The organism is Nocardiopsis potens DSM 45234, from assembly GCF_000341105.1.
Lineage (GTDB): Bacteria > Actinomycetota > Actinomycetes > Streptosporangiales > Streptosporangiaceae > Nocardiopsis_A > Nocardiopsis_A potens.
The window spans coordinates 40176-63726 of sequence record NZ_ANBB01000045.1 but is presented as its reverse complement, the minus strand read 5'-3'; the positions used below and the strand labels follow the sequence as shown (position 1 = coordinate 63726).

The window sequence follows — 23551 nt, the reverse complement described above, 5'->3', positions numbered from 1 at the left end:
CCGGCACAGGCAGGCGCGATCCGGCATGGGCCGACGGAGCGCCGCCGGGAGGCGGCGCAGGGTGATCGGATCGCGCCCATTGTGCACCCCGGCCACCACGGACGCGCCCCTCGTCCGCAGGCGGGCCGCGGTACGGCGCCGCCCGGAGGGCCGTCCGTCCACAGGGGCGGAAAACCGGATGCCCGGCCGGGGCGGCCGTTGCTAGCGTGCGCGGCATGGAGCAGCGGCCTGAGGACTTCGACGACCACCGGCTGACCGGCGCCCTGCGGGAGTGGGGCATCGACGCCGCGGAGACCGGCTACCTCCCGGTCGGTTTCGGCGACCACCACTGGTCGGTGACCGGCGCCGACGGGCGGCGGTACTTCACCACCCTGTCCGACCTGGCGTACAAGGAGTACTGCGGCCCGACCCCGGACGCCGCCTTCGCCGGGCTGCGCGACGCCATGGACACCGCGGTCGAGCTGGGCGAGCGCGGGCTGGGCTTCGTCGTCGCCCCGCTGCGCACCGGGGACGGGCGGAGCACGGTCCGGGTCGGCGGGCGCTACGCGCTGGCGGTCTTCCCGCACACGCCGGGCGCCGCCGGGCGGTTCGACGGCGAGCGCTCCACCGAGGAGCAGGAGCGGGTGCTGGACCTCCTCGCCGAACTGCACCGGCAGCCGCCGCCGGCGCGGACCCCGCGCACCTCCCTGCAGCCGCACGGGCGCGACCGGCTGGCGGCGGCGCTGGAGGAGACCGGCACGCCGTGGCGGGGCGGGCCGTTCGCCGAGCCCGCACGGGAGCTGATCGCGGCCTGCGCCGACGCGCTGCGCGACCGGCTGGCCGACTTCGACCGGCTCGCCGCCGAGGTGGAGCGGCGCGGCGCGGCGCAGGTGGTGACGCACGGCGAGCCGCACCCCGGGAACCTGATGGACGACGGGTCGGCACTGCGCCTGGTGGACTGGGACACCGCGGGCCTGGCCGTCCCCGAGCGCGACCTGTCCGGGTTCGGCACCGACCCGGCCCTGTTCGCCCGGTACACCGAGCGGACCGGCCACGCCCCCGACCCGGCCGCGCTCGCCCTCTACCCGCTCCGCTGGAACCTCGGCGAGGTCGCCGAGTACCTCGGCTGGTTCCGCGCCCCGCACACCCGCACCCGCGACACCGAGCAGGGCTGGCGGGGCCTGACCGAGACCGTGCACCACCTCGCCACCACCCCCGTCCCCCTCCCCTGACCCCGGCCTCGGGGCCCGCGAAGCGGGCCCGGCCATGCCCGCTTCCCCCACCGCGCGGCCCTGGGCGCGTCCGCGGCGGACGGGCCGCCCCGGTCCGCTCCCCCGTCCGCAGGGGCGGCGCGGGGTCAGTGCGGTCGTGATCGGAAGTCGGCCCAGAGGTCCACGGCCTGTTCCAGATCGAGGGCGGCCACGTCCTCAGGGAGCATGCCGACGGTATGGATCAGGCGTTCGGCCAACCAGTCCGGGACGGGTTCTCTCGTGGGAGGCGATTCATGCGCCGCCCTCTCCGCCGGTCTGCCGAGGTGCTCGATGACGGCCGCGAGTTTCCGGGCGGCGGGGGTGTTCTCCGATGCCGCCCGGACTCTCCGGGAGGCCTCGGCGTAGACCTGGGCGTCCGCTCGCGCCCCGACCGCCCGGACCTCGCAGATCTCCACGTGTTTCTCGTCGGTGACGCGGTACACGACACGCCAGGTGTCGCGTCCTACGACCAGTTTGCGGAACCCCGTGGGTTCGCCGCCCAGGGGGTATCCGGCTTCTGGGTCCTCCTCCAGAAGAAGGACCTTCTTGAGGACCTTGGGAACGGCGTCCGGGCCGAGTCGCCGCAGATCGGCGACGGGGCGGTTCAGACGCCCCGTGCTCACCTGCGCCTGGTGGCATCCGGATGCCCCCCGTCCCCCTGCCCGCACGGGATGCGGGGTCGGGCTCCGGCCGGGGGCGGGCCGAACAGGGCGTCGAGGTGGGCGTCGAGGACCGCGGCGGCCTCCTCCGGGGCGGTCTGGCCGGTCAGGGCGTGCAGGGCGAGGCCTTCGACCAGGGCCGCCAGGCCGGCCGCGGCGGCCGGTTCGGGGATTCCCGGCGGGGCGGTCCCCTCGGCCCGGGCGGCGCGGAGCCGGTCGGCGATGAACGCGCGGAGCCGGTCGCCGCCCCGGTGCAGGGGCCCGGCCGCGTCCGGGCGGACCGTGGCGTAGGCGTGGAAGGCGAGCGCGACCCGCCCCTCGGCCAGCCGCGGCCCGTCCAGCGGGAGCAGCTGCCGGAGCAGGGCGCCGACGGCGTCCCGGGGCGGCGCGTCCGGCGCGGGGGCGCCCTCCGCCGCCATCCTGGCCTCGATGTTCTCCGCGACGGCGCCCATCGCGAAGGCCATCATCTCGTCCTTGGACCGGAAGTAGTGCTGCACCATGCCCGCGGAGACCCCGGCCTCCGCGGCGACGTGGCGCAGGCTCACCGCCTCCAGGCCGCGATCGGCGGCCAGGCGGGTCAGGGCGTCGGCGATCTGGGCGCGGCGGGCGCGGTGGTCGACTCTCTTCGGCACCGCCCCAGTTTTTCACAATGCAGTCGCATTGACACCCGCGGAGGGGCATCGTTACATTGCAGTCGTATTGGAAAACGCGGCCGACGCGCCCCGGCGGACGGGCCGCCGACCACCGGAGGCGACCATGCCGGACACCTCTGTCCTGCCCTTCGACCGCCCGCGCCCGATCGACCCGCCGCCGGCCTACGCCGAGCTGCGCCGGACCGCCCCCGTCACCCGGGTGCTCACCCCGGAGGGTGCCCCCGCCTGGCTGGTGACCTCCTACGACGCCGCCGTGCGGGTGCTCACCGACGCCCGCTTCGGGGTCACCCCGCCCACCGGGCGCGACCCCGGGAACGAGACCCTGTTCCAGGACGGCGAGCCGCACGCCCGGCTGCGGCGGCTGGTCGCCAAGGCGTTCACCCCGCGCCGCATCGCCGCGCTGCGGCCCGGCGTGGAGGCGGCCGCCGCCGAGCGGGTCGCCGCGATGGCCGCCGCCGGCCCGCCCGCCGACCTGATGGCCGACCTGGCCGCGCCGCTCTCCCTCGCCGTCATCGGCGACCTGCTGGGCGTGCCCGCGGCCGCCCGGGACCGGCTGCGCGGGGCCGCCGAACCCGCCCTCACCGAGGGCACCCCGCAGGCCTGGGGCGCGTTCATCGGCTACGCCGGCGAGCTGATCGCCGCCAAGCGCGCCGAACTCGGCGACGACCCGCTCAGCGCGCTGATCGCGGTGCACGACGCCGACGACGGCCGGCTCACCGACGGCGAGCTGTCCGCCATGGCCATGACGCTGGCCGGATCCGGCTACCTCAGCACCGCCAACACGATCTGCACCGGGGCGATCCTGCTGCTCGACTCCGGCCGGCTGGCCGAGTACGCGGCCGCCCCGGAGCGCGCCGCCGCCGTCACCGAGGAGCTGCTGCGCCGGCTCGCCGGCACCACCGGCGAGGTGATGCCGCGCTGGGCCGCCGCGGACGCCGAGGTCGGCGGCGTGCGCATCGCCGCCGGCGACATGGTGCTGGTCCGCCTGGAGGCCGCGCACCACGACCCGGACCGGTTCGGCGACCCCGCCCGGCTCGACCCGGACCGCGCCCCCGCCGACCACATCGCGTTCGGCCGCGGCCCGCACCACTGCCTCGGCGCCGCCCTGGCCCGCACCGAGGTCACCGCCGCGCTGCGCGCCCTCGCCGCCGGCCTGCCCGGCCTCCGCCTCGCCGTCCCGGTCACCGGGATCCCGTGGGTCAGCGGCTTCATCGACTCCGGCCCGTCCCGGGTCCCGGTCGCCTGGTGACCGCCGCCCCGGGCCTCCCCGGCCGGGCGGGGCGGCCGTCCGCGCGCCGCCCGGCCCCCGCCGTCCCCACCGGACGGCGGCCCCGGCGGCCGGCCCCGTACGCGGTGCCGGCCGGAGGCAGACTGGAGGGGAGTCCGGGGCGCGGGGGCGTCCGGGGACGGATGCGGCCGCGGCCTGCGATTCGGTAGAGGTCGGCAAAAGGCGGGTAAAGCGCAGAGATGACCGAACGCAAGCATGGACGCACCCCCCGGCGTGCGGCGGCGGCCGCCGCGCTCGCCGTGTCCGCCGTCGTCCTCCCCCTTCCGACGTCCCCGCTGACCGGGACCGCCGAGGCCGCCGCGGCGCCGGCGGTGTTCTCCCCGGCCTCCGCCTCCGACCAGCTCCGCCACGGCGACTCCGGCGCCGAGGTGAAGGAGGTCCAGGAGCGGCTGATCGAGCTCGGCTACTGGATCGACTCCGCCGACGGCCACTTCGGCACCGTCACCGTCCAGGCGGTGCACGCGCTGCAGAAGGCCGCCGGGATCGACCGGGACGGCATCGTCGGCCCGGACACCCGCGAGGCGCTCGACGAGGGCGTCCGCCCCTCGGCGCAGAGCTCCTCCGGCGAGGTGGTCGAGATCGACCTGGAGCGGCAGCTGCTCCTGGTGGTCTCCGACGGCGAGGTCGAGCAGGCCTTCAGCACCTCCACCGGCTCCGGCGAGACCTACGAGCAGGACGGCGCGGAGCACGTCGCCACCACGCCCACCGGCGAGTACACCGTCTTCCGCGAGGTCGACGCCTGGGACCCGGGCCCGCTCGGCGCGCTGTACAAGCCCAAGTACTTCAACGGGGGCATCGCCGTGCACGGCTACACCTCCGTCCCCACCTACCCCGCCTCGCACGGCTGCGCCCGGGTGAGCCTGCCCGCGATGGACTGGCTCTGGGACAGCGGCCGCCTCGACGTCCACGACACCGTGCTGGTGTACTGACCGCCCCGCCCCGGGCGCCGCTCACCGGCGTCCGGGGCCCGAACCCGGGCTTCACCGGGGGTCTTCGACCGGCCGCGCCGGTCCGGTTCGGTGCCGCAGCGCCCGGGCGGACTCCGCCCCGCCGGCCCGACCCCTCTCCTCCGGCCCGCTGCCGCCGGCCGGGGTCGGCGGGCGCCCGCCGCCGGTCCTCAGCCGAACGCCCCGGAGGCCCGGTCCGGGAGGAACGCCTCCGGACCGCTACCGGCCGCCGTTCCCGCCGCCGCTCCAGGCCGACCAGAGTTCGGCGTAGCGGCCGCCGCGGGCCACCAGCTCGTCGTGGGTGCCCTGCTCGGCGACGCGGCCGGACTCCAGCACGACGATCCGGTCGGCGGTGACCGCCTGGGCGAGGCGGTGCGCGACGACCAGGGCGGTGCGCCCCTCGACCGCCGCCTGGGCGGCACGCTCCAGGTCGCGGGCGCCGGCGCTGCCCGCCTCCGCGCTGGCCTCGTCCAGGATCGCCACCGCCGGATCGGCCAGGACCAGCCGGGCCAGGGCGAGCTGCTGCCCCTGGTAGGCGGTGAGCCGGGCGCCGCCCTCGCCGACCACGGTGTCCAGGCCCTCGGGGAGCGCCTCCGCCCAGCCGCGCGCGCCGACCGTCTCCAGGGCGGCGGCCACCCGGTCCGGGCCGGCCTCCGGGTCGGCCAGCCGGACGTTGTCGGCCAGCGTCCCGGCGAACACGTGCGCCTCCTGGCTGACCAGGGCCTTGTGCCGGCGCAGCGCACCGGGGTCGATCCGGTCCAGGGGCACCCCGCCGAGCAGCACCGTGCCCTCGGCCGGGTCGATGGCTCCGGCGACCGCCGAGGCCAGGGTGGTCTTCCCGGCGCCGCTCGCGCCGACCAGCGCCACCTGCTCGCCGGGGGCGACGGCCAGCGTGACGCCGTCCAGCACCGCCGGTCCGCCGTCGTAGCGGTGGCCCACCCCGCGCAGCTCGATCCCGCCGTCGGCCGGCCGCTCCGCGTCGGCGGGCGCGGCGGCCTCCGGCAGCAGGGTCACCCCGGCCATCCGGGCCAGGCTCGCCCCCGCCGACTGGATGTCGTTGAAGGTCGTCATCAGCGCGCCGAGCGGCCCGAAGAGCCGGTGGAAGATGAGCGCGGCGGCGGTGGCCGCGCCGACCGTGACGGCCTCCGCGCCGACCAGCCAGAAGCCCGCCGCGACGATCGCCGACAGCCCGACGCACTCGGCGGCGTTCATCCCGCCCGCGAACAGGGTGAACTTGCGGAAGACGCGGAGCACCGCGCCCCGGGCGGCGTCCGACTTCTCGTCGATCAGCGCGGCGCGCTCGCCGTGCATCCGGTAGGCGTGCACCGTCTCCGCGCCGTGCAGGGTGCCGACCAGGGCCTGGGCCCGCTCGCCCAGCAGTTCGCGCTCCTCGGCGTAGAGCGGCGCCGAGCGCGGCAGGTACCAGCGGAGCGCGATCACGTAGACCGGCAGCGCGCACGCGCCCGCCAGGCCCAGCCGCCAGTCCAGCGCGCCCATGCCGCCGAGCGCCAGCACCACGGTGATCAGCGAGGAGAGCACCATCGGAGCCTTCTCCCGGACCGTGTCACCGACCACCGCCACGTCGTCGGAGACCCGGGAGAGCAGGTCGCCGCCGCTGAGCCGGGACAGCACCGGCGCGGGCAGGCGCAGCGCGCGCTCCACCACGTCCTCGCGGAGCCGGGCCAGGGCGGTCTCGCCGACCCGGGCGACCAGCACCACCTCGACCGTCTTCAGCAGCCCGGCCGCCACCGCGGAGACCGCGATGGCGGCGGCGAGCACGCCGACCCGCTCCGCGCCCCGCCCCTGCACGACCGCGTCGACCAGCATGCCGAGGATCCACGGCGCCGCCAGCGCGCACAGGTTGGCCGCGACGCTCACCGCCAGCGCGGCCGCGCCCGCCCCGCGCGCCCGCCCGAAGGCGGCCCGCGCCACGGCCCAGGTCTGCCGGGCGGACGCCACGGGCAGCATCCGGTGTGCGCTCTCCCCGGTCATCCCCGCACCCCTTGCACGTCGTCGGTCCCCTGTCTGGTCCGCTGCTCCGGCGCGTCCGGCGCGCACCGGGCGGTCACCGCAGCACCGCCCGGGCGTAGCCGGCGTCCGATGCGGACAGCTCCGCGTGCGTGCCCTCGGCGGCGACCCTGCCGTCCGCGACGACCAGCACCCGGTCGGCGCGGGCGAGCAGCGCCGGGCTGGAGGTCAGCACGGCGGTGGAGCGGTCCGAGCCGGGGCCGTGCCGCAGCGCGCGCAGCCCTTCGGCGATGTTCTCCTCGGTGACCGCGTCCACCGCGGTGGTGGGGTCGTGCAGGACCAGCACCGGCGGGTCGGCGGCCAGGGCGCGGGCCAGGCCGACGCGCTGGCGCTGGCCGCCGGAGAGGGTGGTTCCGCGGTCGGTGACCGGCGCGTCCAGCCCGCCGGGGACGGTCCGGACCACCTCGTCGGCGGCGCTGGCGCGCAGCGCCGGACCGATGTCGCCGTCTCCGCCGCCCACTCCGGCCAGCACGTTCGAGCGGAGCGTCCCCTCGAACAGGTCGACGTCGTGCGGCTCGGCGAGCAGCCCCGGGCGGATCGCCGCCCGGCCCTCCCGCTCGGCCGCGGGCACCCGCCCGGAGAGCAGCGCGAAGAGCGCCTGGGCGTCGGCGGGCTCCAGGCAGACGACGCCGAGCAGCTCGCCGGGGCCCAGCACCAGGTCGAGGCCGTCCAGGGTGGCGTGGCGGACGCCCTTGAGCTCCACCCGCGCCTCGGGGTCGGCGGGGGCCTCCGCCGGTTCCGCGCCGACTTCGGCCGCGCCCAGCCGGAACGGCGCGTCCACCACACCGGCCAGCCGGTCCGCCGAGGCGCGGGAGACCGCGAAGCCCATCGCGTACATGCCGAGCTCGCGCACGGGCTCGGTGAGGAACTGCGCCAGGCCGACGATGGTGACCAGCTCTCCGACGCTGATCCGGCCCTGGATCGCGGCGGTGCCGGCGAACCCGGCGACCCCGGCGAGCAGCAGGCCCCCGCCCATGGTGGTCGCCCCGAGGTACAGGCCGCTGGGCAGCGCGGCGCGCAGCGCGCTGCGCAGGGCGGTCTCGCTGGACTCCCGGTAGCGCCGCGCCGCGTTCTCCTCGGCACCGATGCCGCGCAGCGCGGGCAGGCCGCGGACCAGGTCGGTGGCGAGCCCCGCGGTGCGGGCCACCGCCGCCTGCTGGGCGGTGGCGCGCCGGGTGAGCAGCGGGCCGGCCAGCTGCACCGCGGCGACCAGAACCGGGACCGCGACCAGCACGCCCGCGCCGAGCGCGGTGTCGATGCGGAGCAGGGAGACCGCGGCGACGGCCAGCCCGACGACGGTGGCGAACGCGGCCGGGATGAAGTGCAGCATCCGGGCGGTCCGGTCGGCGTCGGAGGTGGTGACGCTGAGGAGTTCGCCGGAGCGCAGCCCGGTGTCGGCGCGGCGCGGGTCGATCGCCCGGGCGGACGCCTCCACCCGGAGCAGGTGCGACTCCTGCTGGACCGCGGCGACCAGGGAGCGCGCCCCGTACCGCCAGGAGAGCGTGAGCACGGTGAACAGCGCGGCCAGCCCGGCGAGGGAGAGCGCCAGCGCGGTGCCGTCGCCGGTCGCGACGGCCCGGTCGATGATGGTGCCGATGGCCACCGGCACCAGCGCCTCGGCGGCCTGGTGCAGTGAGGTGCCGGTGATGCCTGCGGCCAACCGGCCGCGGTTGCGCACCAGCGCACGCCGCATGATCCGGCGGCCGCCGGCGGACTGCCTTTCGGACATTGCTCTCCAGAACGGGGCAGAGGAACTCAGGTAAGGCTATCCTGACGAGCCTTCTCCCCTGAGCCCGGCCTCCCCGGCCTCCGGGAACGATCCTGTCCTCTCCGCCGCCCCGGCACCAATGGTTTTCCGCCGCCCCGGTGATCGGGGCCCTGGCGGAGCGCTCCGCCAGGGCCCCGATCACCGGGGAGGAGGGCGGGCCCCGCACGGCAGCGGCCTAGCATCGCCCCATGCCCGAGACCTTTCCCCGCTCCGCCTTCGACCAGATCGTGGTCAACGCCGCCGACCCGCCCGGGCTGGCCCGGTTCTGGGGCGCCCTGCTCGGCGCCGAGCCGGTGGACCGCGCCGACGGGTGGGCCTACCTGCCCGCCGCGCACGGGCGGCCGCGGATCTCCTTCCAGCCCGATCCGGACCCGGCGTCCGGCCCGGTCCGGCTGCACCTGGACGTGCGGACGGCCGACCTCCCCGCCGCGGCGGCGGCCGCGGCCGGCCTGGGCGCCTCGCCCGAAGGCCCCCCGGTCACCGACGAGCAGGGGTCGTTCCAGGTGATGCGGGACCCGGAGGGCAACGTGTTCTGCCTGACCGCCCCGGGCGGCCGGGCCCGGTAGCCGGTGACCGGGCCCCGTCGGAGCGCTCCGGTGGGGCCGCGGTGCCGAGATCACCGGGGATGCGGGCCGGGGGCAGGGGCCCGTGGACATGGGGAGGGCGGGGCTGCGCCGACCGCTGAGTCCGGCGCCGCCCCGCCCCCTTCAGTCCACTGTCCGCGAGAAGGGGAAGGCGCGTCAGTCGTGGACGACGGCGCCGGAGTCCTCGCAGGCCGCGCCGGCGTTGCCGAGGATGCCGATGGCGTTGCCGCAGACGTTGATCGGCACGTTGGCGTCGACGACCAGCTGGTTGCCGCCGAGGATCGAGCCGTTGCCGGAGGTCTCGATCTCGTCACCGCCGTGGTGGTGGCCGTAGCCGCCCGCGTAGGCGGTGCCCGCGCCGAGCATGAGGACCCCGGCGGAGGCCACGGTGACGGCACCGGCGGCGATCATCTTCTTCAGCATGTGATTCCGTCCTCTTGATCCAGAGGCGCCCGCGCCGATGCGGGCACCCCGATTACAGCCGATGGTGTCCGAGCGGACACGGAGCGTGCCCGCCACCCCCCATATCTAGCCACAGGAACACCATTCCTGCTCGCATTTCCCGGAAAATTAGTTTCCTCGCGTGTTATTCACGTTCTCTACCGCCCGGGTACGGGGGACTACCATCATGGCGCCGCGAAGCGCCGCAGTCCTGCCACGACATACGGTCAGACCGAAAATAGGGTGTCGATCGGCGGCCCGCACCGCGGCGACCGGCCCCGACCGCCGCCCCACGACGCCCCGCGGAGGCCCCATGCCGCCGGACACCCACATCGGCCCGCACCTCCTCTCCCGGCTGCTGGGCGACTGGTCCGCGGGCCCGGGCCGGACCGGGGCCCGGCTCGCCGGCGCGATCTCCCGGCTGGTCCGCACCGGCCTGCTCCCCCAGGGCTCCCGGCTGCCCTCCGAGCGCGCCCTCGCCGAAGTGCTCGGCCTGGCCCGCAGCACCGTCACCGACGCCTACGACCTGCTCCGCTCCTCCGGCGCGATCGCCAGCCGCACCGGCGCCGGCACCTACGTCACCCGCTCGCCGCGGACCGCCGGCGCCCGCGGCGACGGCCGGCTGCACTCCTTCGCCGACGCCCCGCGGGCGCCCGGGTCGCACCGGATCGACCTGCGCTCCGCCGCGCTGCCCGCCGCCCCGCAGGTCCGCGAGGAGCTGCTCCGCCCGGACCCGGTCGGCCTCGACGCCCTGCTCGGCGGGCACGGCCTGCTCCCCGAGGGCCTGCCGGCGCTGCGCGAGGCCGTCGCCCGCTACCACACCCGCCTCGGCCTGCCCACCGGCCCGGAGCAGGTGCTGGTGACCTCCGGGGCCCAGCAGGCGATGCGGCTCCTCTTCGCCGACCTCCTCGACCCCGGCGGCTGCGCCCTGGTGGAAGAGCCGACCTACCGGGGCGCCATCGAGGCGCTGCGCGCGGCGGGCGCCCGCGTCGCCACCGTGCCCAGCGGCCCGGAGGGCGCCGCGCCGGCCGAGGTCCATGCCGCCGTCGCCGCCGAGCGCCCGGCGCTGGTGCTGCTCCAGACCACCGTGCACAACCCCACCGGCTCGGTCCTGCCCGAACCGCGCCGGCGCGCCCTGGCCGACCTCGGCGGGGCCCGGCTCATCGACCACTCCGCCCCGCGCGACACCCTGATCGACGGACCGCAGCCGACCCCGGTGGCGGCGTTCGCCCCCGGCGCGATCACCGTCGGCAGCGCGGCGAAGGGCTTCTGGGGCGGGCTGCGGGTCGGCTGGATCCGTGCCGACCCGGGCACCGTGCGCCGGCTCGCCGAGGCCAAGGGCGCCGAGGACCTCGGCTCCTCGCTCCCCGCCCAGCTGGCCGCGGCCCGTCTGCTGGACCGGGCGGAGGAGGCGCGCGCGCACCGGGCCGAGGCGCTGGGCCGCGCCCGCGGCCTGATCCTGGAGGCGCTGGCCGACCGGCTGCCGGACTGGCGCCCGCAGGTCCCGGCGGGCGGCGCGTCGCTCTGGGTCGCCCTGCCCCCGGACCGGCCGGCCCCCGCGTTCGCCGAGCACGCCCGCGCGCACGGCGTCGACCTGCTGCCCGGTCCGGTCTTCAGTGCCCGGGACGGGCTGACAGACCGGCTGCGGCTGGCCTATTCCGCACCCGCCGCCGAGCTGCTCGAGGCGGTGGACCGGCTGGCCTCGGCCTGGCGCTCCTTCCGCTGACCTCGGCGGGCGCAGGCCACTCGGTGCGAATCGGCCGTTGCCTTGCGGGGTGCAGCGGGAAGACCCTCGTGTGCACCGCCCCGAGACCCCCGGGACCGAGCCCTGGGGGCGGGGCACGGACCGGACCCGCGCGGCGCGGCCGCGCGGCAGGACGCGAGGAGGCGGGCCTTCCATGTCGAGCACCGACGGCAGCGGACCCGGCGAGCTGCCCACCCAGCTCTTCGACTGGGGCCGGATCAAGTGGCGGGTGTCGCTGCGGAACCGGCCGGACAGCGCGGTGAGCGTCGGCGACGTCGCCGTCTTCCCCGGCAAGGGGCACGCCCGGCACCTGCACCCCGGCTCCGACGAGGTGATCTACGTGCTGTCCGGCACCGGCGAGCAGACCGTGGACGACGGTCCGGCGTTCCCGATCGCCGCCGGCGACGTGGTGCACATCCCGCGCGGCACCCCGCACTCCACGCACAACACCGGCTGGACCACGCTGCAGCTGGTGGTGGTCTACGGCCCGGCCGGCGCCGAGGAGGAGCTGCGCGGCGCCCCCGACTTCCGCGAGGTGCCGGCCGGCACCGGGCACCCGGTGGAGAACGGATGACCGCCCCCGCACGGGCCGCCGCGGAACGGGCCGCCGCACAGCCCGCCGTCGCGGTGCTGGGCACCTTCGACACCAAGGCCGCCGAGTGCTGCTTCGTCGCCGACCGGCTGGCCGCCGACGGGATCCGCCCGGTCCTGGTGGACTGCGGCGTCTTCGGCCCGGCCGCCGACGTCCCGCGCGGCCCGGACATCGCGCACACCGAGGTGGCCCGGGCCGCCGGGCACGACGCCGCGGAGCTCGCCGCCGCGGGCGACCGGGGCGCCGCGGTCGCCGCGATGGCCGAGGGCGCCCGCGCGGTCCTGCTCCGGCTGCACGGCGAGGGCCGGCTGGCCGGCGCGGTCGCCGCGGGCGGCACCGGGGGCACCTCGATCGCCGCGTACGCGATGCGCGCGCTCCCGCTGGGCCTGCCCAAGGTGGTCGTGTCCACCGCGGCCTCCGGCGACACCGCCCCCTACGTGGGCGAGAGCGACCTGGTGCTGATGCCCAGCGTGGTGGACGTGTCCGGGATCAACTCGGTCTCCGCGCGGATCCTGTCCAACGCGGCCGACGCGGTGGCCGGCATGGTGCGCGGCGCCCCGGTCGGCCACCGGCCGCCCGGTCCGACGGTCGCGGCGAGCATGTTCGGGGTGACCACGCCCGCCGTCACGCACGCCCGGCACCTGCTGGAGGAGCAGGGCCGCGAGGTGCTGGTCTTCCACATGACCGGGGCCGGCGGGCGGACCCTGGAGGCCCTGGCCGACCGGGGCGAGCTCAGCGGGATCCTGGACCTCACCACCACCGAGCTCGCCGACGAGCTGGCCGGCGGGGTGATGTCGGCGGGCCCGGGCCGTCTGACCGGGGGCGGCCCGGACACCCCGCGGGTGGTCTCGGTCGGCGCCCTGGACATGGTGAACTTCGGTGCCCGGGACACCGTGCCGGAGCGCTACGCCGACCGGCTGCTGTACGTGCACAACCCGGCGGTCACCCTGATGCGGACCACCCCGGAGGAGTGCGCGGAGCTCGGCGCCCGGCTGGCGGCCCGGGTGGCCGCGCTGCCGGCGCCGACCGCCGTGCTGCTGCCGCTGCGCGGCGTCTCGGCCGTCTCCACCGAGGGCGGGCCGTTCCACGACCCGGCCGCCGACGCCGCGCTGTTCGGCGCGGTCCGGGACGGGCTGGCCGGCACCGCGGTGCGCCTGGTCGAGCTGGACACCCACATCAACGACCCGGTGTTCGCCGAGACCGCGGTGGAGCTGCTGGACGGGCTGCTGAGCTGAGGCCCGGGGCCGGCCCGGCCCCGGGCAGGACCTGAACGACCACGACGACGAGGGGGAGAGGCATGGGCAGGGTTCCCAGAGAGGCGATCCTGGAGCGGATCCGGGAGAAGCGGGAGCGGCGGGCGCCGATCATCGGCGGCGGGGCGGGCATCGGCCTGTCCGCCAAGTCCCAGGAGGCCGGCGGGGTCGACCTGCTGGTGGTGTACAACTCCGGCCGGTACCGGATGGCCGGCCGCGGCTCGCTGGCCGGGCTGCTCGCCTACGGCAACGCCAACGAGATCGTGGTGGACATGGCGCGCGAGGTGCTCACCGCGGTGGCCGACACCCCGGTGCTGGCCGGGGTGAACGGCACCGACCCCTTCTGCGACCTCGACGTGTTCCTGCCGCGGCTGGCCGAACTGGGCTACTCGGGGGTGCAGAACTTCCCCACGGTCGGGCTGATCGACGGGGTGTTCCGGGCCAACCTGGAGGAGACCGGGATGGGCTTCGCGCACGAGGTGGAGCTGATCCGCCGCGCCCGTGCACTGGACCTGTTCACCTCGCCCTACGTCTTCTCCGAGGAGGACGCCGCGGCGATGGCCGAGGCCGGCGCCGACGTGGTCGTCTGCCACCTGGGGCTGACCACCGGCGGCCGGATCGGCGCGGAGACCGCGCTCAGCCTGCCCGAGTGCGCGGAGCGGATCGACGCCTGGTCCCGCGCGGCGCTGGCGGTCCGTCCCGACGTCACCGTGCTCTGCCACGGCGGCCCGATCGCCGAGCCGGACGACGCCCGGTACATCCTGCGCACCTGCGAGAACGTGCACGGCTTCTACGGGGCCTCGTCGATGGAGCGGCTCCCGGTGGAGGAGGCGCTGACCGCCCGGACCCGGGAGTTCACCGAGATCGGGTTCTGATCCGCGGGGTACGCCGAGGGGCGGCCGGACGGTGTTCCGGTCCGCCCCTTATTCCCCTTCTCCCCGATTGAGCGCTTCCATGCCGTTCGCGAAGTACCACCGATGAAACCGATGAAAAAATCCGCCGAAGAACCGGGAATTCACCCGAAAACCGGATCGGTGCGGCATTCTCGGAACCGAGCCCCTGTTCTGTCGGGCCTCCCGCGTACGATGGACGTTCCTTGAGCGAGAAGGGTCCCGCTGATGGGCGAACAGCGTTTGGACGAGACACTCGAACAGCACCGCGGCGAGCTGACCGGGCACTGCTACCGGATGCTCGGCTCGGCCTTCGAGGCCGACGACGCGGTCCAGGAGACCCTGGTCCGGGCGTGGAAGGCGCACGACCGGTTCGAGGGGCGCTCGGCGCTGCGCTCCTGGCTGTACCGCATCGCCACCAACGTCTGCCTGGACATGCTCCAGGGCCGGCAGCGCCGCGCCCGCCCGGTCGACCTCGCCCCGGCCGGCACCTGCGCCGGGCCGCTCGGCGCCCCGCTGCCCGAGTCGGCCTGGGTCCAGCCGATCCCGGACGAGCGGGTGCTCTCCCCCGAGGCCGACCCCGCCGAGGCGGTGGTCTCCCGGGAGTCGATCCGGCTCGCCTTCATCGCCGCCCTGCAGTTCCTGCCGCCCCGCCAGCGCGCGGTGCTGATCCTGCGCGAGGTGCTGCGCTGGAAGGCCGCCGAGGTCGCCGAGCTGCTGGACACCTCGGTCCCCTCGGTCAACAGCGCGCTGCAGCGGGCCCGCGCCACCCTCGCCGAGCACGGCGCCGAGGCCGCCGGCACGTCCGGCCGCCGCCCGGACATGGACGACGAGCACAGGGAGCTGCTCGCCAAGTACGTCGACATCTTCGAGCGGTACGACATCGCCGCCCTGGTCACGCTGCTCCGCGACGACGCCGCGATGACCATGCCCCCGTTCGAGCTCTGGCTGCGCGGCCACGAGGACATCGCCGGCTGGATGCTCGGCACCGGCGAGAAGTGCCGCGGTTCGGTGCTGGTGCCCACCGCGGCCAACGGCGCCCCGGCCTTCGGCCACTACCACCCGGCCGACGACGGCGGCCACGACCCGTGGGCGCTGCAGATCCTGGACATCGAGGACGGCGCCATCACCGGGCTGCACTTCTACCTGGACACGCCGGAGCTGTTCCCGCTGTTCGGCCTGCCGCCCCGGCTGGAGCCCGGGTCCCGGTCCTGACCCCCTCCGCCCGATCGGGCACCGCCCGCACCGCGCCCCGGACCGCCGACCGGTCCGGGGCGCGGTGCCGCGGGCCGCGCGCCTCCGGCGCCGGAGGCGCGCGGCCACGCTCGGTGAAACCCGGGCCGGGATTGAACCGCGGAGCCCCCGCCCCCGTCACAGCCCTGGAGGGAGGGTCCCTCCCGCCCGTGCCGGCGGTCCGGGCGGCCGTCCATGGAGGGGTACATGGGCCTGTTCGACGCCATCCGCGGCGAGCTCATCGACATCATCGAGTGGCTGGACGACAGCCGGGACACCATGGTGTGGCGGTTCCCCCGGCACGACAACGAGATCAAGATGGGCGCCAAGCTCGTCGTCCGGGAGTCGCAGAACGCGGTCTTCATCAACGAGGGGCGGCTGGCCGACGTCTTCCCTCCGGGCACCTACACCCTGCAGACGCAGAACATGCCGGTCCTGTCCACCCTCAAGGGCTGGAAGTACGGCTTCGACTCGCCGTTCAAGGCCGAGGTGTACTTCGTCAGCACCCGGCGGTTCACCGACATGAAGTGGGGTACCAAGAACCCCGTCATGCTGCGCGACCCGGAGTTCGGCCCGGTCCGGCTGCGCGCGTTCGGCGGGTTCTCCGCGCGGATCACCGACCCCGGCCGGTTCGTCGCCGAGCTGTCCGGCACCGACCCGGCGTTCCGCACCGGGGAGATCGAGGGCCACCTGCGGCAGATGATCACCGGCCGGCTCGGCCCGGCGCTGGCCAAGACCTCGGCCCGCACCCCGGTGCTGGACCTGGCGGCCGGCCAGGAGGAGATCGCGGACAAGGTCGCCGCCGCGCTCAGCGTCGACCTCGCCGACATCGGCGTGGAGATCCCCCGGTTCATCATCGAGAACGTCTCCTTCCCCGAGGAGGTCGAGCAGGCGCTGGACAAGCGGACCCAGATGGGGATCCTCGGCGACATGGGGGAGTACTCCCGGTTCCAGGCGGCCAACGCGATGGAGAGCGCCGCGCAGAACCCCGGCGGCGCCGCGGCCGACGGGATGGCGATGGGCATGGGCATCGCCGCCGCCCAGCAGATGGCGCAGAGCGCCGGCCCGGCCCCGCAGGCGCAGCCGGCCCCGCAGGCGCAGCCGGCACCGCAGGCCCCGGCGCAGCCGGCCGCCGTCCCCCCGCCCCTCCCGCAGCAGGCGCAGTGGTTCATCGCGGTCGGCGGGCAGCAGCAGGGCCCGTTCCCCGCCGACCGGCTGCCCGCCCAGGTCTCCTCCGGCGCGCTCACCCCGCAGAGCCTGGTCTGGAAGGAGGGCATGGCGCAGTGGACCCCGGCCGCCCAGGTGCCCGAGCTGGGCGCGCTGTTCGGCGGCGCCACCCCGCCCCCGCTCCCGCCGCAGTAGCCCCGGACTCCCCCATCCCCTGAAGGACCGCCGATGAACCACCCTTCCCCACCGCCGGCGCCCGCCTCAGTCCCGTGCGGCAGCTGCGGCGCCGACCTGCACTTCAAGCCCGGCACCGCGGCGCTGCAGTGCCCCTACTGCGGCCATCAGCAGAAGATCGGCGCCCCCGAGCGGCGCGTCCGCGAGCACTCCTTCGCCAAGCTGGCCCAGGTCAAACGGGAGCGGACCCGCTTCGTCGAGCAGGAGCTGGTCTGCCAGGGCTGCGGCGCGCACGTGCAGGGCGAGGGGATCTCCTTCGCCTGCCAGTTCTGCGCCTCGCCGCTGGTCGCCGACTCCTCGGTGGACCCGCAGGTGCCGCCCGAGGCCGTGCTGCCGTTCCAGGTGGACACCGGCGCGGCCCGGGACGGCCTGCGCACCTGGGCGCGGACCCGCTGGTTCGCGCCGAACGGCCTGAAGAGGATCGCCGACGCGGAGAGCATGCGCAGCACCTACCTGCCGCACTGGACCTACGACGCGCGGACCGAGTCGGACTACCGGGGCAAGCGCGGCGAGTACTACTACGTCACCGAGACCTACACCGTCACCGAGGACGGCAAGACGGAGACGCGGACCCGGAAGGTGCGCAAGACCCGGTGGCACCCGGCCCGCGGGACGGTCTCCCGCAGGTTCGACGACGTGCTGGTGCACGCCACCACGAAGGTCCCCGAGGACCACCTGGCGCGGTTGGAGCCGTGGCCGCTGAAGAAGGCGGTCGCCTTCGACCCGCGGTACCTCGCCGGCCACCAGGCCCTCCGCTACGACGTGGAGCCGGAGGCCGGGCTGGACACGGCCAAGGAGAAGATGGCCGAGGTGATCCGGCGCGACGTGCGCAAGGACATCGGCGGCGACACCCAGCGGATCGACCGCGTGGACACCGCCTACGCGAAGGTGACCTACAAGCACATGCTGCTTCCGGTGTGGGTCGGCTCCTACATGTTCAACGGCCGGTCCTGGCAGGTGCTGGTGAACGGCTGCACCGGCGAGGTGCAGGGCGAGCGCCCCTACAGCCCGTGGAAGATCGCGGCTGCGGTGCTCGCCGCGCTCGTCGCGGCGGCCGTCGCGGTCGGGCTGTACCTCTTCTTCCAGGACGGCCCCTCGGAGACCGCCGGCCGCGCGGCCGGGCCGGAGGGCGCGGTCTCGGTCCAGGCCGCGGCGGAGGCGGCCGGGCAGGGCCCCGCCGCAGCGGGCGCGGACTGATCCGCGGGCCGGGGCCGCGCGGCCCCGGCCCCTCCGCCCTTTCCCTCCGTTCCGCCCGGTCAGCAAGGGCTGTCCGGAAAGGAGGGGTCGATCCATCCGCGGCGCGTCTTGGCAAAGGGCTACTACCGGGTAGTAACATGATGTTGTTACCCACCAGTAGTCGATCGCTTGTGCACGCACAGCGGCCACGACAGACAGCGGAGCGCGCGAATGACGCACTACAAGAGCAACCTCCGTGACCTCGAGTTCAACCTCTTTGAGGTCTTCAAGCGCCAGGACGTGCTGGGCACCGGCCCGTTCGCGGAGCTCGACGAGGACACGGCCCGCACCATCCTCGACGAGGTCAACCGGCTCGCCACCGGGGTCGTGGCCGAGTCCTTCGAGGACGCGGACCGCAACCCGCCGGTGTTCGACCCGCAGACCAGCACCGTCGCCATCCCCGAGAGCCTGAAGAAGTCGTACCGGGCCTACATGGACGCCGGCTGGTACAACCTGGACCTCCCGCAGGAGCTCGGCGGCCTCGGCGCCCCCCGCTCCCTGGTCTGGGCCGCGGCCGAGCTGATCCTCGGTGCCAACCCCTCCATCCACATGTACTCCGCGGGCCCGGGCTTCGCCAACGTCCTCTACCAGGAGGGCACGGAGAAGCAGAAGGAGTTCGCCAAGCTCGCCATCGAGCGCGGCTGGGGCGCCACCATGGTCCTCACCGAGCCCGACGCCGGGTCCGACGTCGGCGCCGGCCGCACCAAGGCGATCGACCAGGGCGACGGCACCTGGCACATCGACGGGGTGAAGCGCTTCATCACCTCCGCCGAGCAGGACATGACGGAGAACATCTTCCACCTGGTCCTGGCGCGCCCCGAGGGCGCCAAGCCCGGCACCAAGGGCCTCTCCCTCTTCCTGGTCCCCAAGTACCTGGTGAACGAGGACGGCTCGCTCGGCGAGCGCAACGGCGCCTACGTCACCAACGTCGAGCACAAGATGGGGCTGAAGGCCTCCACCACCTGCGAGCTGACCTTCGGCGCCAAGCACCCGGCGATCGGCTACCTGGTCGGCGACAAGCACGACGGCATCCGGCAGATGTTCCTCATCATCGAGTACGCCCGGATGATGGTCGGCACCAAGGCGATCGCCACGCTGTCCACCGGCTACCTGAACGCCCTGGACTACGCCAAGGAGCGCAAGCAGGGCGCCGACCTCACCCGGATGGCGGACAAGAGCGCCCCGCGGGTGACCATCACCCACCACCCCGACGTCCGGCGCAGCCTGATGACCCAGAAGGCCTACGCCGAGGCGCTGCGCGCGCTGGTCATCTACACCGCCACCCAGCAGGACGCGGTGCAGATCGCCGAGCACGCCGGCGAGGCGCACGACGACGTCATCGCCCTCAACGACCTGCTGCTGCCCATCGTCAAGGGCGTCGGCTCGGAGCGCTCCTACGCGCTGCTCGCCGAGTCGCTGCAGACCCTCGGCGGCTCCGGGTACCTGCAGGAGTACCCGATCGAGCAGTACATCCGGGACGCCAAGATCGACACCCTCTACGAGGGCACCACCGCGATCCAGGCGCAGGACTTCTTCTTCCGCAAGATCGTGAAGAACAACGGGCAGGCCCTGGGCGCCCTGCTCGGCGAGATCAAGGCGTTCGCCGGCGGCGACGCGGGCAACGGGCGCCTCAAGGAGGAGCGCGGCCTGCTCACCGACGCCGTGGCCGACGTGGAGAAGATCGTCGAGGTCATGGTCGGCGACGCGATGAAGGCCATGGAGGAGCCGCGCGCGCTGTACAAGGTCGGGCTGAACAGCACCCGGCTGCTGATGGCCGTCGGCGACGTGGTGCTGGGCTGGCTGCTGCTGCGCCAGGCCGAGGCGGCCCTGGAGCGGATCGACGGCGCGGACGCCGCCGACACCGACTTCTACACCGGCAAGATCGCCGCCGCGCGGTTCTTCGCCACCCAGGTGCTGCCCAAGCTCTCCGCCGAGCGCGCCATCGCCGAGGCCACCGGCCTGGACCTGATGGACGTTCCGGAGTCGGCCTTCTGATCCCGGTTCCGGGGCTCACCGCACCCGCCCCGGAACCGCTCACCACCGGGTGACCCGCGGGGCGGGGCGGTCCGCCGCCCCGCCCCGCGGCCCTTTCCGGTCCGGGCCCGCCGGCGCGGCCCGACCGGCCCGGAGCGCCGAGAGCACGGGAAGGACCACTGGATACAGGGAGGGGCGGGCCCGGCGGGCCCGCCCCTCTGCGGTGTGCTCGGCGCTCCGGCCGTCAGCGGTCCTGCCGCGGGTACCGCCAGAGCAGCGCCACCAGCAGCGCCGCCGCGCCCAGCGTGGTCGCGGTGACCGGAATGAAGGCCGCCTGGAAGCCCGCGCCGGACTCCAGGATCACCCCGGCCAGCACGGTGGCCAGCACCGTGGTGGTGAAGCCGCTCATGTTCACCAGGCCGGAGGCCACCCCGGTGCGCTCCGGCGGCATGCCGTCCCGGGCGAAGTCGAAGGAGAGCGCCGGGGCCATCACCGCCGCGGCCGCGCTCACCGCGATCACCGTGATCACCAGCGGCACCGGCGGCTCCCCCGGCCAGGCCGTCAGCGCCAGCCAGCAGAGCCCGAGCAGCGGCGCCAGCCCCATCCCGATCGGGCGGCGCAGCCCCGGCCGGGGCCCCACCACGGCGCCCAGCACCGGGGAGATCCACAGCACCGCCACGCCCAGGGTGGTCAGCAGCGCGCCGGCCTGCGCCGGGCTCAGCCCCACCCCCTCCACCAGGAACGGGTAGCCCCACAGCACGCCCAGCATCGTGTAGGGCGCCATGAGCGCGGCGTGCTGCGCCATGCCCACCTGCGGCCCGCGGGCCCGCAGCGCCTCCTTGAGGCTCTCCGCCACCGACACGGAGGCGTGCGGCGGCGGCGCCGGCTCCCCCTTCGGCCGGTCCCGCACCACCAGCGCGACCAGCAGCATCATCACCGCGGTCACCCCGCCGGTGAGCAGGAACGCGCCGGTCCAGCCCAGGCCGTGCAGGGCGAAGGAGAGCGGCGCGACGCTGGCCACCTGGCCGAGGCCGCCCACCACCCCGGTCAGCGCGCTGACCAGCGCGTAGCGGCGGCGCGGGAACCACAGCGCGCCGAGCCGGATGACGTTGAGGAAGGTGACGGCGTCGCCGAGGCCGATCAGCACCCGGCCGGCGACCGCCGCGGCGATGCCGGGCGCGAAGGCGAACAGCACCACGCCCGCCGCCATCGAGGCCAGGCCGAGCAGGAGCGAGCGGCGCGGCCCCACCCGGTCGGCCATCAACCCGGCCGGCACCTGCAGCGCCACGTAGACGAGCAGCTGCAGCATCGGCAGCAGGGAGAGCGCCGCGGGGCCGACCTGGAAGCGCTCCTGGGCCTCCAGGGCCGCCACTCCCATCCCGTTGCGGTGGAACATGGCGAGGAAGTAGACGCCGACGCCGACGGACCAGACCAGCCAGGCGCGCGCCCCGCCGGAAGGATCCGTCACCCGATCACCCGATGTCCGCACCCGCGCGGCCTCCGCCGCTCCCGCCGCGCTCACCGGCGCACCCCCAGCAGCTCCGCGGCGGTGTCCAGGTGGGCGGTGACGGCGGTGCGCGCCGCCTCCGCGTCGCCGGCCCGGACCGCCTCCAGGATCACCGCGTGCTCCTCCACGTTGCGCTCCATCCGCCGCACGGTCCGCGTCCCCTCCTCCATCATCCGCAGCTGCCGGTCGCGCAGCGAGTCGTACAGGCCGATCAGGATCCGGTTGCCGCTCGCCGCCACGATCTCCCGGTGGAAGCAGCGGTCGGCGGCCATGAAGGCGGGCCGGTCCGGCCCGGCGGCCAGGGCGGCGCGCATCTCCTCCAGCCGCCCGGTCAGCCGGGCCGCCAGCTCGGCGCGGTCCGGCCCGCCCGCGCGCGCCGCGCGCTCGGCGGTGTGGGTCTCGATGAGCCTGCGGGTCTCCACCACGTCGGCGATCTCCTCGGGGGAGACCGGGACGACCAGCGCCCCCCGCTTGGGGTAGAGCCGGACCAGGCCCTCGGACTCCAGGCGGAGCAGGGCCTCGCGCACGGGCGTGCGGGAGACGCCGACCGCGGAGGCGATGTCGCCCTCGCTGACCAGCTCACCGCCGGCGTAGCGGCGGTCGAGGATCGCGTTCTTGGTGTGGCGGTAGGCGCGTTCGGTCGCGCTGCCGGTGACGGTATCCATGTTGTATCTATGCTGGCATGCGTCGGGACCGGGAAAGAACGCCCCGGAGTCCGGCAAAAGTCACACAGAACGCCCGCGATCCGCCATTACCCCTCTTTCCTCCCTTGCCAGCATGGCGACCGCGCCCCCGCCCGGAGGGCGCGCTAGGAGGGTGAGGGAACATGCAGCCGCCCCGCACGCCGCCGCGCCCGCAGCACACCGCGCGGCGGCAGCACCGCAGGCATCTCTGGCCCCGGCTGTTCGGCACCGGCCTGGCGCTGTGGCTGGCCACCGTCGCGGTCACGCTGGCCACCGCCAACCCCACCCTGCTGCCCACCGTCATCCTGCTGGGCAGCTTCCTGGTGCCGGTCACCTTCGTCTGCTGGGCCTACGAGCGCACCCGGACCGCCCCGGGCAGCGCGATCGGCCCGGAGCCGCTCTTCTTCGGCTTCATCGTCGGCGGGGTGCTCGGCGTCCTGGGCGCCTCGCTGCTGGAGAGCTACCTGCTCCGCCAGGCCGCCTTCGTCTACCTCGGGGTCGGGCTGATCGAGGAGGCGGTGAAGGCGGGCGCGCTGATGCTCACCGCCCGCGGCCTGGCCTCCGTCTCCCCGCGCGACGGCATGGTGCTCGGCGCGACCGTGGGGTTCGGCTTCGCCGCCTTCGAGAGCGCCGGCTACGCGCTCAACGCCCTGATCACCGAGAACGGGCTGGACCTGCTGGCCCTGGTGCAGACCGAGATCCTGCGCGGCCTGCTGGCCCCGGTCGGGCACGGCCTGTGGACGGCGATCCTGGGCGGGGTGCTGTTCGCGGCCTCCTCCCCCGGGCACTGGCGGATCACGCTGCGCGTGCTCCTCGCCTTCCTGGGGGTCTCGCTGCTGCACGCACTGTGGGACTCGGTGCACTCGATCGCGGCCGTGCTGGCCTTCCTGTTCACCGGCACCTACTGGCAGGCCCAGCTGCTGGAGCAGGGCCGGATCCCGCCGTTCACCCCGGTGCAGGCGGCGCTGGTACCGGTTCTCGACTTCGCCGGGATGGCGCTGGTCTCCGTGGTCGGGGTGGGCTGGCTGGCCGCCCTGCTCCGGGGCTGGAACCGGTCGAACGGGCAGCGGAGCTGACACGGGGAGAAGGTCAAGCGAAACCCAACCGAACCCCAAGAGACGCCCATCACAGCACCATCCGTGACGATGCACCCGCAAACCGCCACGGAGCAGGCGGAACCGGCGCCCGGGCACGCACTCCGCGACCCCCGCCGCGAACGCCCCCTTCGGGGGTCCAATGCCCCTCATGGGCGCACTCCGGATTCGCCCACCCGTTCGACTAACCCACTTTGACCTGCGTATACATTCCAAACCTCGACTCTTCCCGAGATTCGAGAATGTGACATGGGCCACTTTTGAAGCCCTCGACCCCTAGGGGTCAGATGCTGCTACTATCCGGATCGCAAAGAATAACCGCGAGGTAACGAAGGCGTTGTCCCTCG

General features: G+C 75.2%; 20 protein-coding genes. 13 read left to right on the top strand and 7 right to left on the bottom strand.

What is annotated here, in order from left to right:
- Positions 1-215: 215 nt before the first annotated feature.
- Positions 216-1211, top strand: a complete 996-nt coding sequence (locus tag D459_RS0118260) for a phosphotransferase (protein ID WP_193790264.1) — start codon at positions 216-218, stop codon at positions 1209-1211.
- Between the two features lie 125 nt (positions 1212-1336).
- Here the strand turns inward: D459_RS0118260 and D459_RS0118255 are convergent, their stop codons facing one another.
- Entirely contained in the window at positions 1337-1852 is a 516-nt protein-coding gene (locus tag D459_RS0118255) for a type II toxin-antitoxin system RelE family toxin (RefSeq protein WP_017594448.1), read from the bottom strand.
- On the bottom strand, positions 1849-2520 hold the full coding sequence (locus tag D459_RS0118250) for a TetR/AcrR family transcriptional regulator (RefSeq protein ID WP_017594447.1): 672 nt from the start codon (positions 2518-2520) through the stop codon (positions 1849-1851). Before D459_RS0118250 ends, D459_RS0118255 begins: the two co-directional genes overlap by 4 nt.
- A gap of 124 nt (positions 2521-2644) precedes the next feature.
- Between D459_RS0118250 and D459_RS0118245 the strand changes: the two genes are divergently transcribed.
- A complete protein-coding gene (locus D459_RS0118245) occupies positions 2645-3790 on the top strand; it encodes a cytochrome P450 (protein WP_017594446.1) in 1146 nt (381 codons plus the stop codon).
- 218 nt (positions 3791-4008) lie between these two features.
- Positions 4009-4758, top strand: a complete 750-nt coding sequence (locus D459_RS0118240; protein ID WP_017594445.1) for a L,D-transpeptidase family protein — start codon at positions 4009-4011, stop codon at positions 4756-4758.
- A 237-nt stretch (positions 4759-4995) separates the two neighbouring features.
- Here D459_RS0118240 and D459_RS0118235 read toward each other — a convergent pair whose 3' ends face one another.
- The gene (locus D459_RS0118235; protein WP_026120516.1) at positions 4996-6768 is read right to left on the bottom strand and encodes an ABC transporter ATP-binding protein; all 1773 of its coding nucleotides are present in this window, start codon (positions 6766-6768) and stop codon (positions 4996-4998) included.
- Between the two features lie 73 nt (positions 6769-6841).
- Positions 6842-8533, bottom strand: a complete 1692-nt coding sequence (locus D459_RS0118230) for an ABC transporter ATP-binding protein (RefSeq protein WP_017594443.1) — start codon at positions 8531-8533, stop codon at positions 6842-6844.
- Between the two features lie 227 nt (positions 8534-8760).
- Here D459_RS0118230 and D459_RS0118225 point away from each other — a divergent pair, with 227 nt between their 5' ends.
- A complete protein-coding gene (locus tag D459_RS0118225; protein WP_017594442.1) occupies positions 8761-9138 on the top strand; it encodes a VOC family protein in 378 nt (125 codons plus the stop codon).
- Positions 9139-9312: 174 nt separating this feature from the next.
- Here the strand turns inward: D459_RS0118225 and D459_RS0118220 are convergent, their stop codons facing one another.
- Positions 9313-9579, bottom strand: a complete 267-nt coding sequence (locus D459_RS0118220) for a chaplin family protein (protein WP_017594441.1) — start codon at positions 9577-9579, stop codon at positions 9313-9315.
- A gap of 331 nt (positions 9580-9910) precedes the next feature.
- On the opposite strand from D459_RS0118220, the gene D459_RS0118215 reads away from it, so the two are divergent.
- The 8 genes from D459_RS0118215 (at position 9911) to D459_RS0118180 (ending at position 19941) form a co-directional block, all read left to right on the top strand.
- Entirely contained in the window at positions 9911-11323 is a 1413-nt protein-coding gene (locus tag D459_RS0118215) for an aminotransferase-like domain-containing protein (protein WP_017594440.1), read from the top strand.
- A 172-nt stretch (positions 11324-11495) separates the two neighbouring features.
- Positions 11496-11915, top strand: coding sequence for a cupin domain-containing protein (locus tag D459_RS0118210; RefSeq protein ID WP_017594439.1), 420 nt, complete (start codon positions 11496-11498; stop codon positions 11913-11915).
- Positions 11912-13168 carry a Tm-1-like ATP-binding domain-containing protein gene (locus tag D459_RS0118205; RefSeq protein WP_017594438.1) on the top strand — a complete coding sequence of 419 codons (1257 nt, stop codon included), beginning with the start codon at positions 11912-11914 and terminating at the stop codon, positions 13166-13168. The genes D459_RS0118210 and D459_RS0118205 overlap by 4 nt, the downstream gene beginning before the upstream one ends.
- A gap of 62 nt (positions 13169-13230) precedes the next feature.
- Positions 13231-14061, top strand: coding sequence for a phosphoenolpyruvate hydrolase family protein (locus tag D459_RS0118200; protein WP_017594437.1), 831 nt, complete (start codon positions 13231-13233; stop codon positions 14059-14061).
- A 243-nt stretch (positions 14062-14304) separates the two neighbouring features.
- Positions 14305-15291: a sigma-70 family RNA polymerase sigma factor gene (locus D459_RS0118195; RefSeq protein ID WP_026120514.1), complete on the top strand. Its 987-nt coding sequence runs from the start codon at positions 14305-14307 to the stop codon at positions 15289-15291.
- A gap of 225 nt (positions 15292-15516) precedes the next feature.
- Positions 15517-16671 (top strand): SPFH domain-containing protein, encoded by a 1155-nt coding sequence (locus D459_RS0118190; protein ID WP_017594435.1) that lies wholly within the window; start codon positions 15517-15519, stop codon positions 16669-16671.
- Between the two features lie 33 nt (positions 16672-16704).
- Positions 16705-17907 carry a hypothetical protein gene (locus tag D459_RS0118185; RefSeq protein WP_017594434.1) on the top strand — a complete coding sequence of 401 codons (1203 nt, stop codon included), beginning with the start codon at positions 16705-16707 and terminating at the stop codon, positions 17905-17907.
- A 210-nt stretch (positions 17908-18117) separates the two neighbouring features.
- A complete protein-coding gene (locus tag D459_RS0118180; RefSeq protein WP_017594433.1) occupies positions 18118-19941 on the top strand; it encodes an acyl-CoA dehydrogenase in 1824 nt (607 codons plus the stop codon).
- A 223-nt stretch (positions 19942-20164) separates the two neighbouring features.
- Here D459_RS0118180 and D459_RS0118175 read toward each other — a convergent pair whose 3' ends face one another.
- Positions 20165-21388, bottom strand: coding sequence for an MFS transporter (locus tag D459_RS0118175; RefSeq protein WP_017594432.1), 1224 nt, complete (start codon positions 21386-21388; stop codon positions 20165-20167).
- A 50-nt stretch (positions 21389-21438) separates the two neighbouring features.
- The gene (locus D459_RS0118170) at positions 21439-22092 is read right to left on the bottom strand and encodes a GntR family transcriptional regulator (protein WP_017594431.1); all 654 of its coding nucleotides are present in this window, start codon (positions 22090-22092) and stop codon (positions 21439-21441) included.
- A 161-nt stretch (positions 22093-22253) separates the two neighbouring features.
- On the opposite strand from D459_RS0118170, the gene D459_RS0118165 reads away from it, so the two are divergent.
- Positions 22254-23186: a PrsW family intramembrane metalloprotease gene (locus D459_RS0118165; RefSeq protein ID WP_017594430.1), complete on the top strand. Its 933-nt coding sequence runs from the start codon at positions 22254-22256 to the stop codon at positions 23184-23186.
- Positions 23187-23551 lie beyond the last annotated feature (365 nt).

What these genes read in the sequence shown, in the direction of transcription:
- D459_RS0118245 (WP_017594446.1), top strand. Translation starts at nt 2,645, where the DNA reads ATGCCGGACACCTCTGTCCTGCCCTTCGACCGCCCGCGCCCGATCGAC.
- D459_RS0118230 (WP_017594443.1), bottom strand. Translation starts at nt 8,533, where the DNA reads ATGTCCGAAAGGCAGTCCGCCGGCGGCCGCCGGATCATGCGGCGTGCG.
- D459_RS0118240 (WP_017594445.1), top strand. Translation starts at nt 4,009, where the DNA reads ATGACCGAACGCAAGCATGGACGCACCCCCCGGCGTGCGGCGGCGGCC.
- D459_RS0118180 (WP_017594433.1), top strand. Translation starts at nt 18,118, where the DNA reads ATGACGCACTACAAGAGCAACCTCCGTGACCTCGAGTTCAACCTCTTT.
- D459_RS0118200 (WP_017594437.1), top strand. Translation starts at nt 13,231, where the DNA reads ATGGGCAGGGTTCCCAGAGAGGCGATCCTGGAGCGGATCCGGGAGAAG.
- D459_RS0118225 (WP_017594442.1), top strand. Translation starts at nt 8,761, where the DNA reads ATGCCCGAGACCTTTCCCCGCTCCGCCTTCGACCAGATCGTGGTCAAC.
- D459_RS0118205 (WP_017594438.1), top strand. Translation starts at nt 11,912, where the DNA reads ATGACCGCCCCCGCACGGGCCGCCGCGGAACGGGCCGCCGCACAGCCC.
- D459_RS0118215 (WP_017594440.1), top strand. Translation starts at nt 9,911, where the DNA reads ATGCCGCCGGACACCCACATCGGCCCGCACCTCCTCTCCCGGCTGCTG.
- D459_RS0118210 (WP_017594439.1), top strand. Translation starts at nt 11,496, where the DNA reads ATGTCGAGCACCGACGGCAGCGGACCCGGCGAGCTGCCCACCCAGCTC.
- D459_RS0118235 (WP_026120516.1), bottom strand. Translation starts at nt 6,768, where the DNA reads ATGACCGGGGAGAGCGCACACCGGATGCTGCCCGTGGCGTCCGCCCGG.
- D459_RS0118220 (WP_017594441.1), bottom strand. Translation starts at nt 9,579, where the DNA reads ATGCTGAAGAAGATGATCGCCGCCGGTGCCGTCACCGTGGCCTCCGCC.
- D459_RS0118260 (WP_193790264.1), top strand. Translation starts at nt 216, where the DNA reads ATGGAGCAGCGGCCTGAGGACTTCGACGACCACCGGCTGACCGGCGCC.
- D459_RS0118165 (WP_017594430.1), top strand. Translation starts at nt 22,254, where the DNA reads ATGCAGCCGCCCCGCACGCCGCCGCGCCCGCAGCACACCGCGCGGCGG.
- D459_RS0118185 (WP_017594434.1), top strand. Translation starts at nt 16,705, where the DNA reads ATGAACCACCCTTCCCCACCGCCGGCGCCCGCCTCAGTCCCGTGCGGC.
- D459_RS0118195 (WP_026120514.1), top strand. Translation starts at nt 14,305, where the DNA reads ATGGGCGAACAGCGTTTGGACGAGACACTCGAACAGCACCGCGGCGAG.
- D459_RS0118190 (WP_017594435.1), top strand. Translation starts at nt 15,517, where the DNA reads ATGGGCCTGTTCGACGCCATCCGCGGCGAGCTCATCGACATCATCGAG.
- D459_RS0118170 (WP_017594431.1), bottom strand. Translation starts at nt 22,092, where the DNA reads ATGGATACCGTCACCGGCAGCGCGACCGAACGCGCCTACCGCCACACC.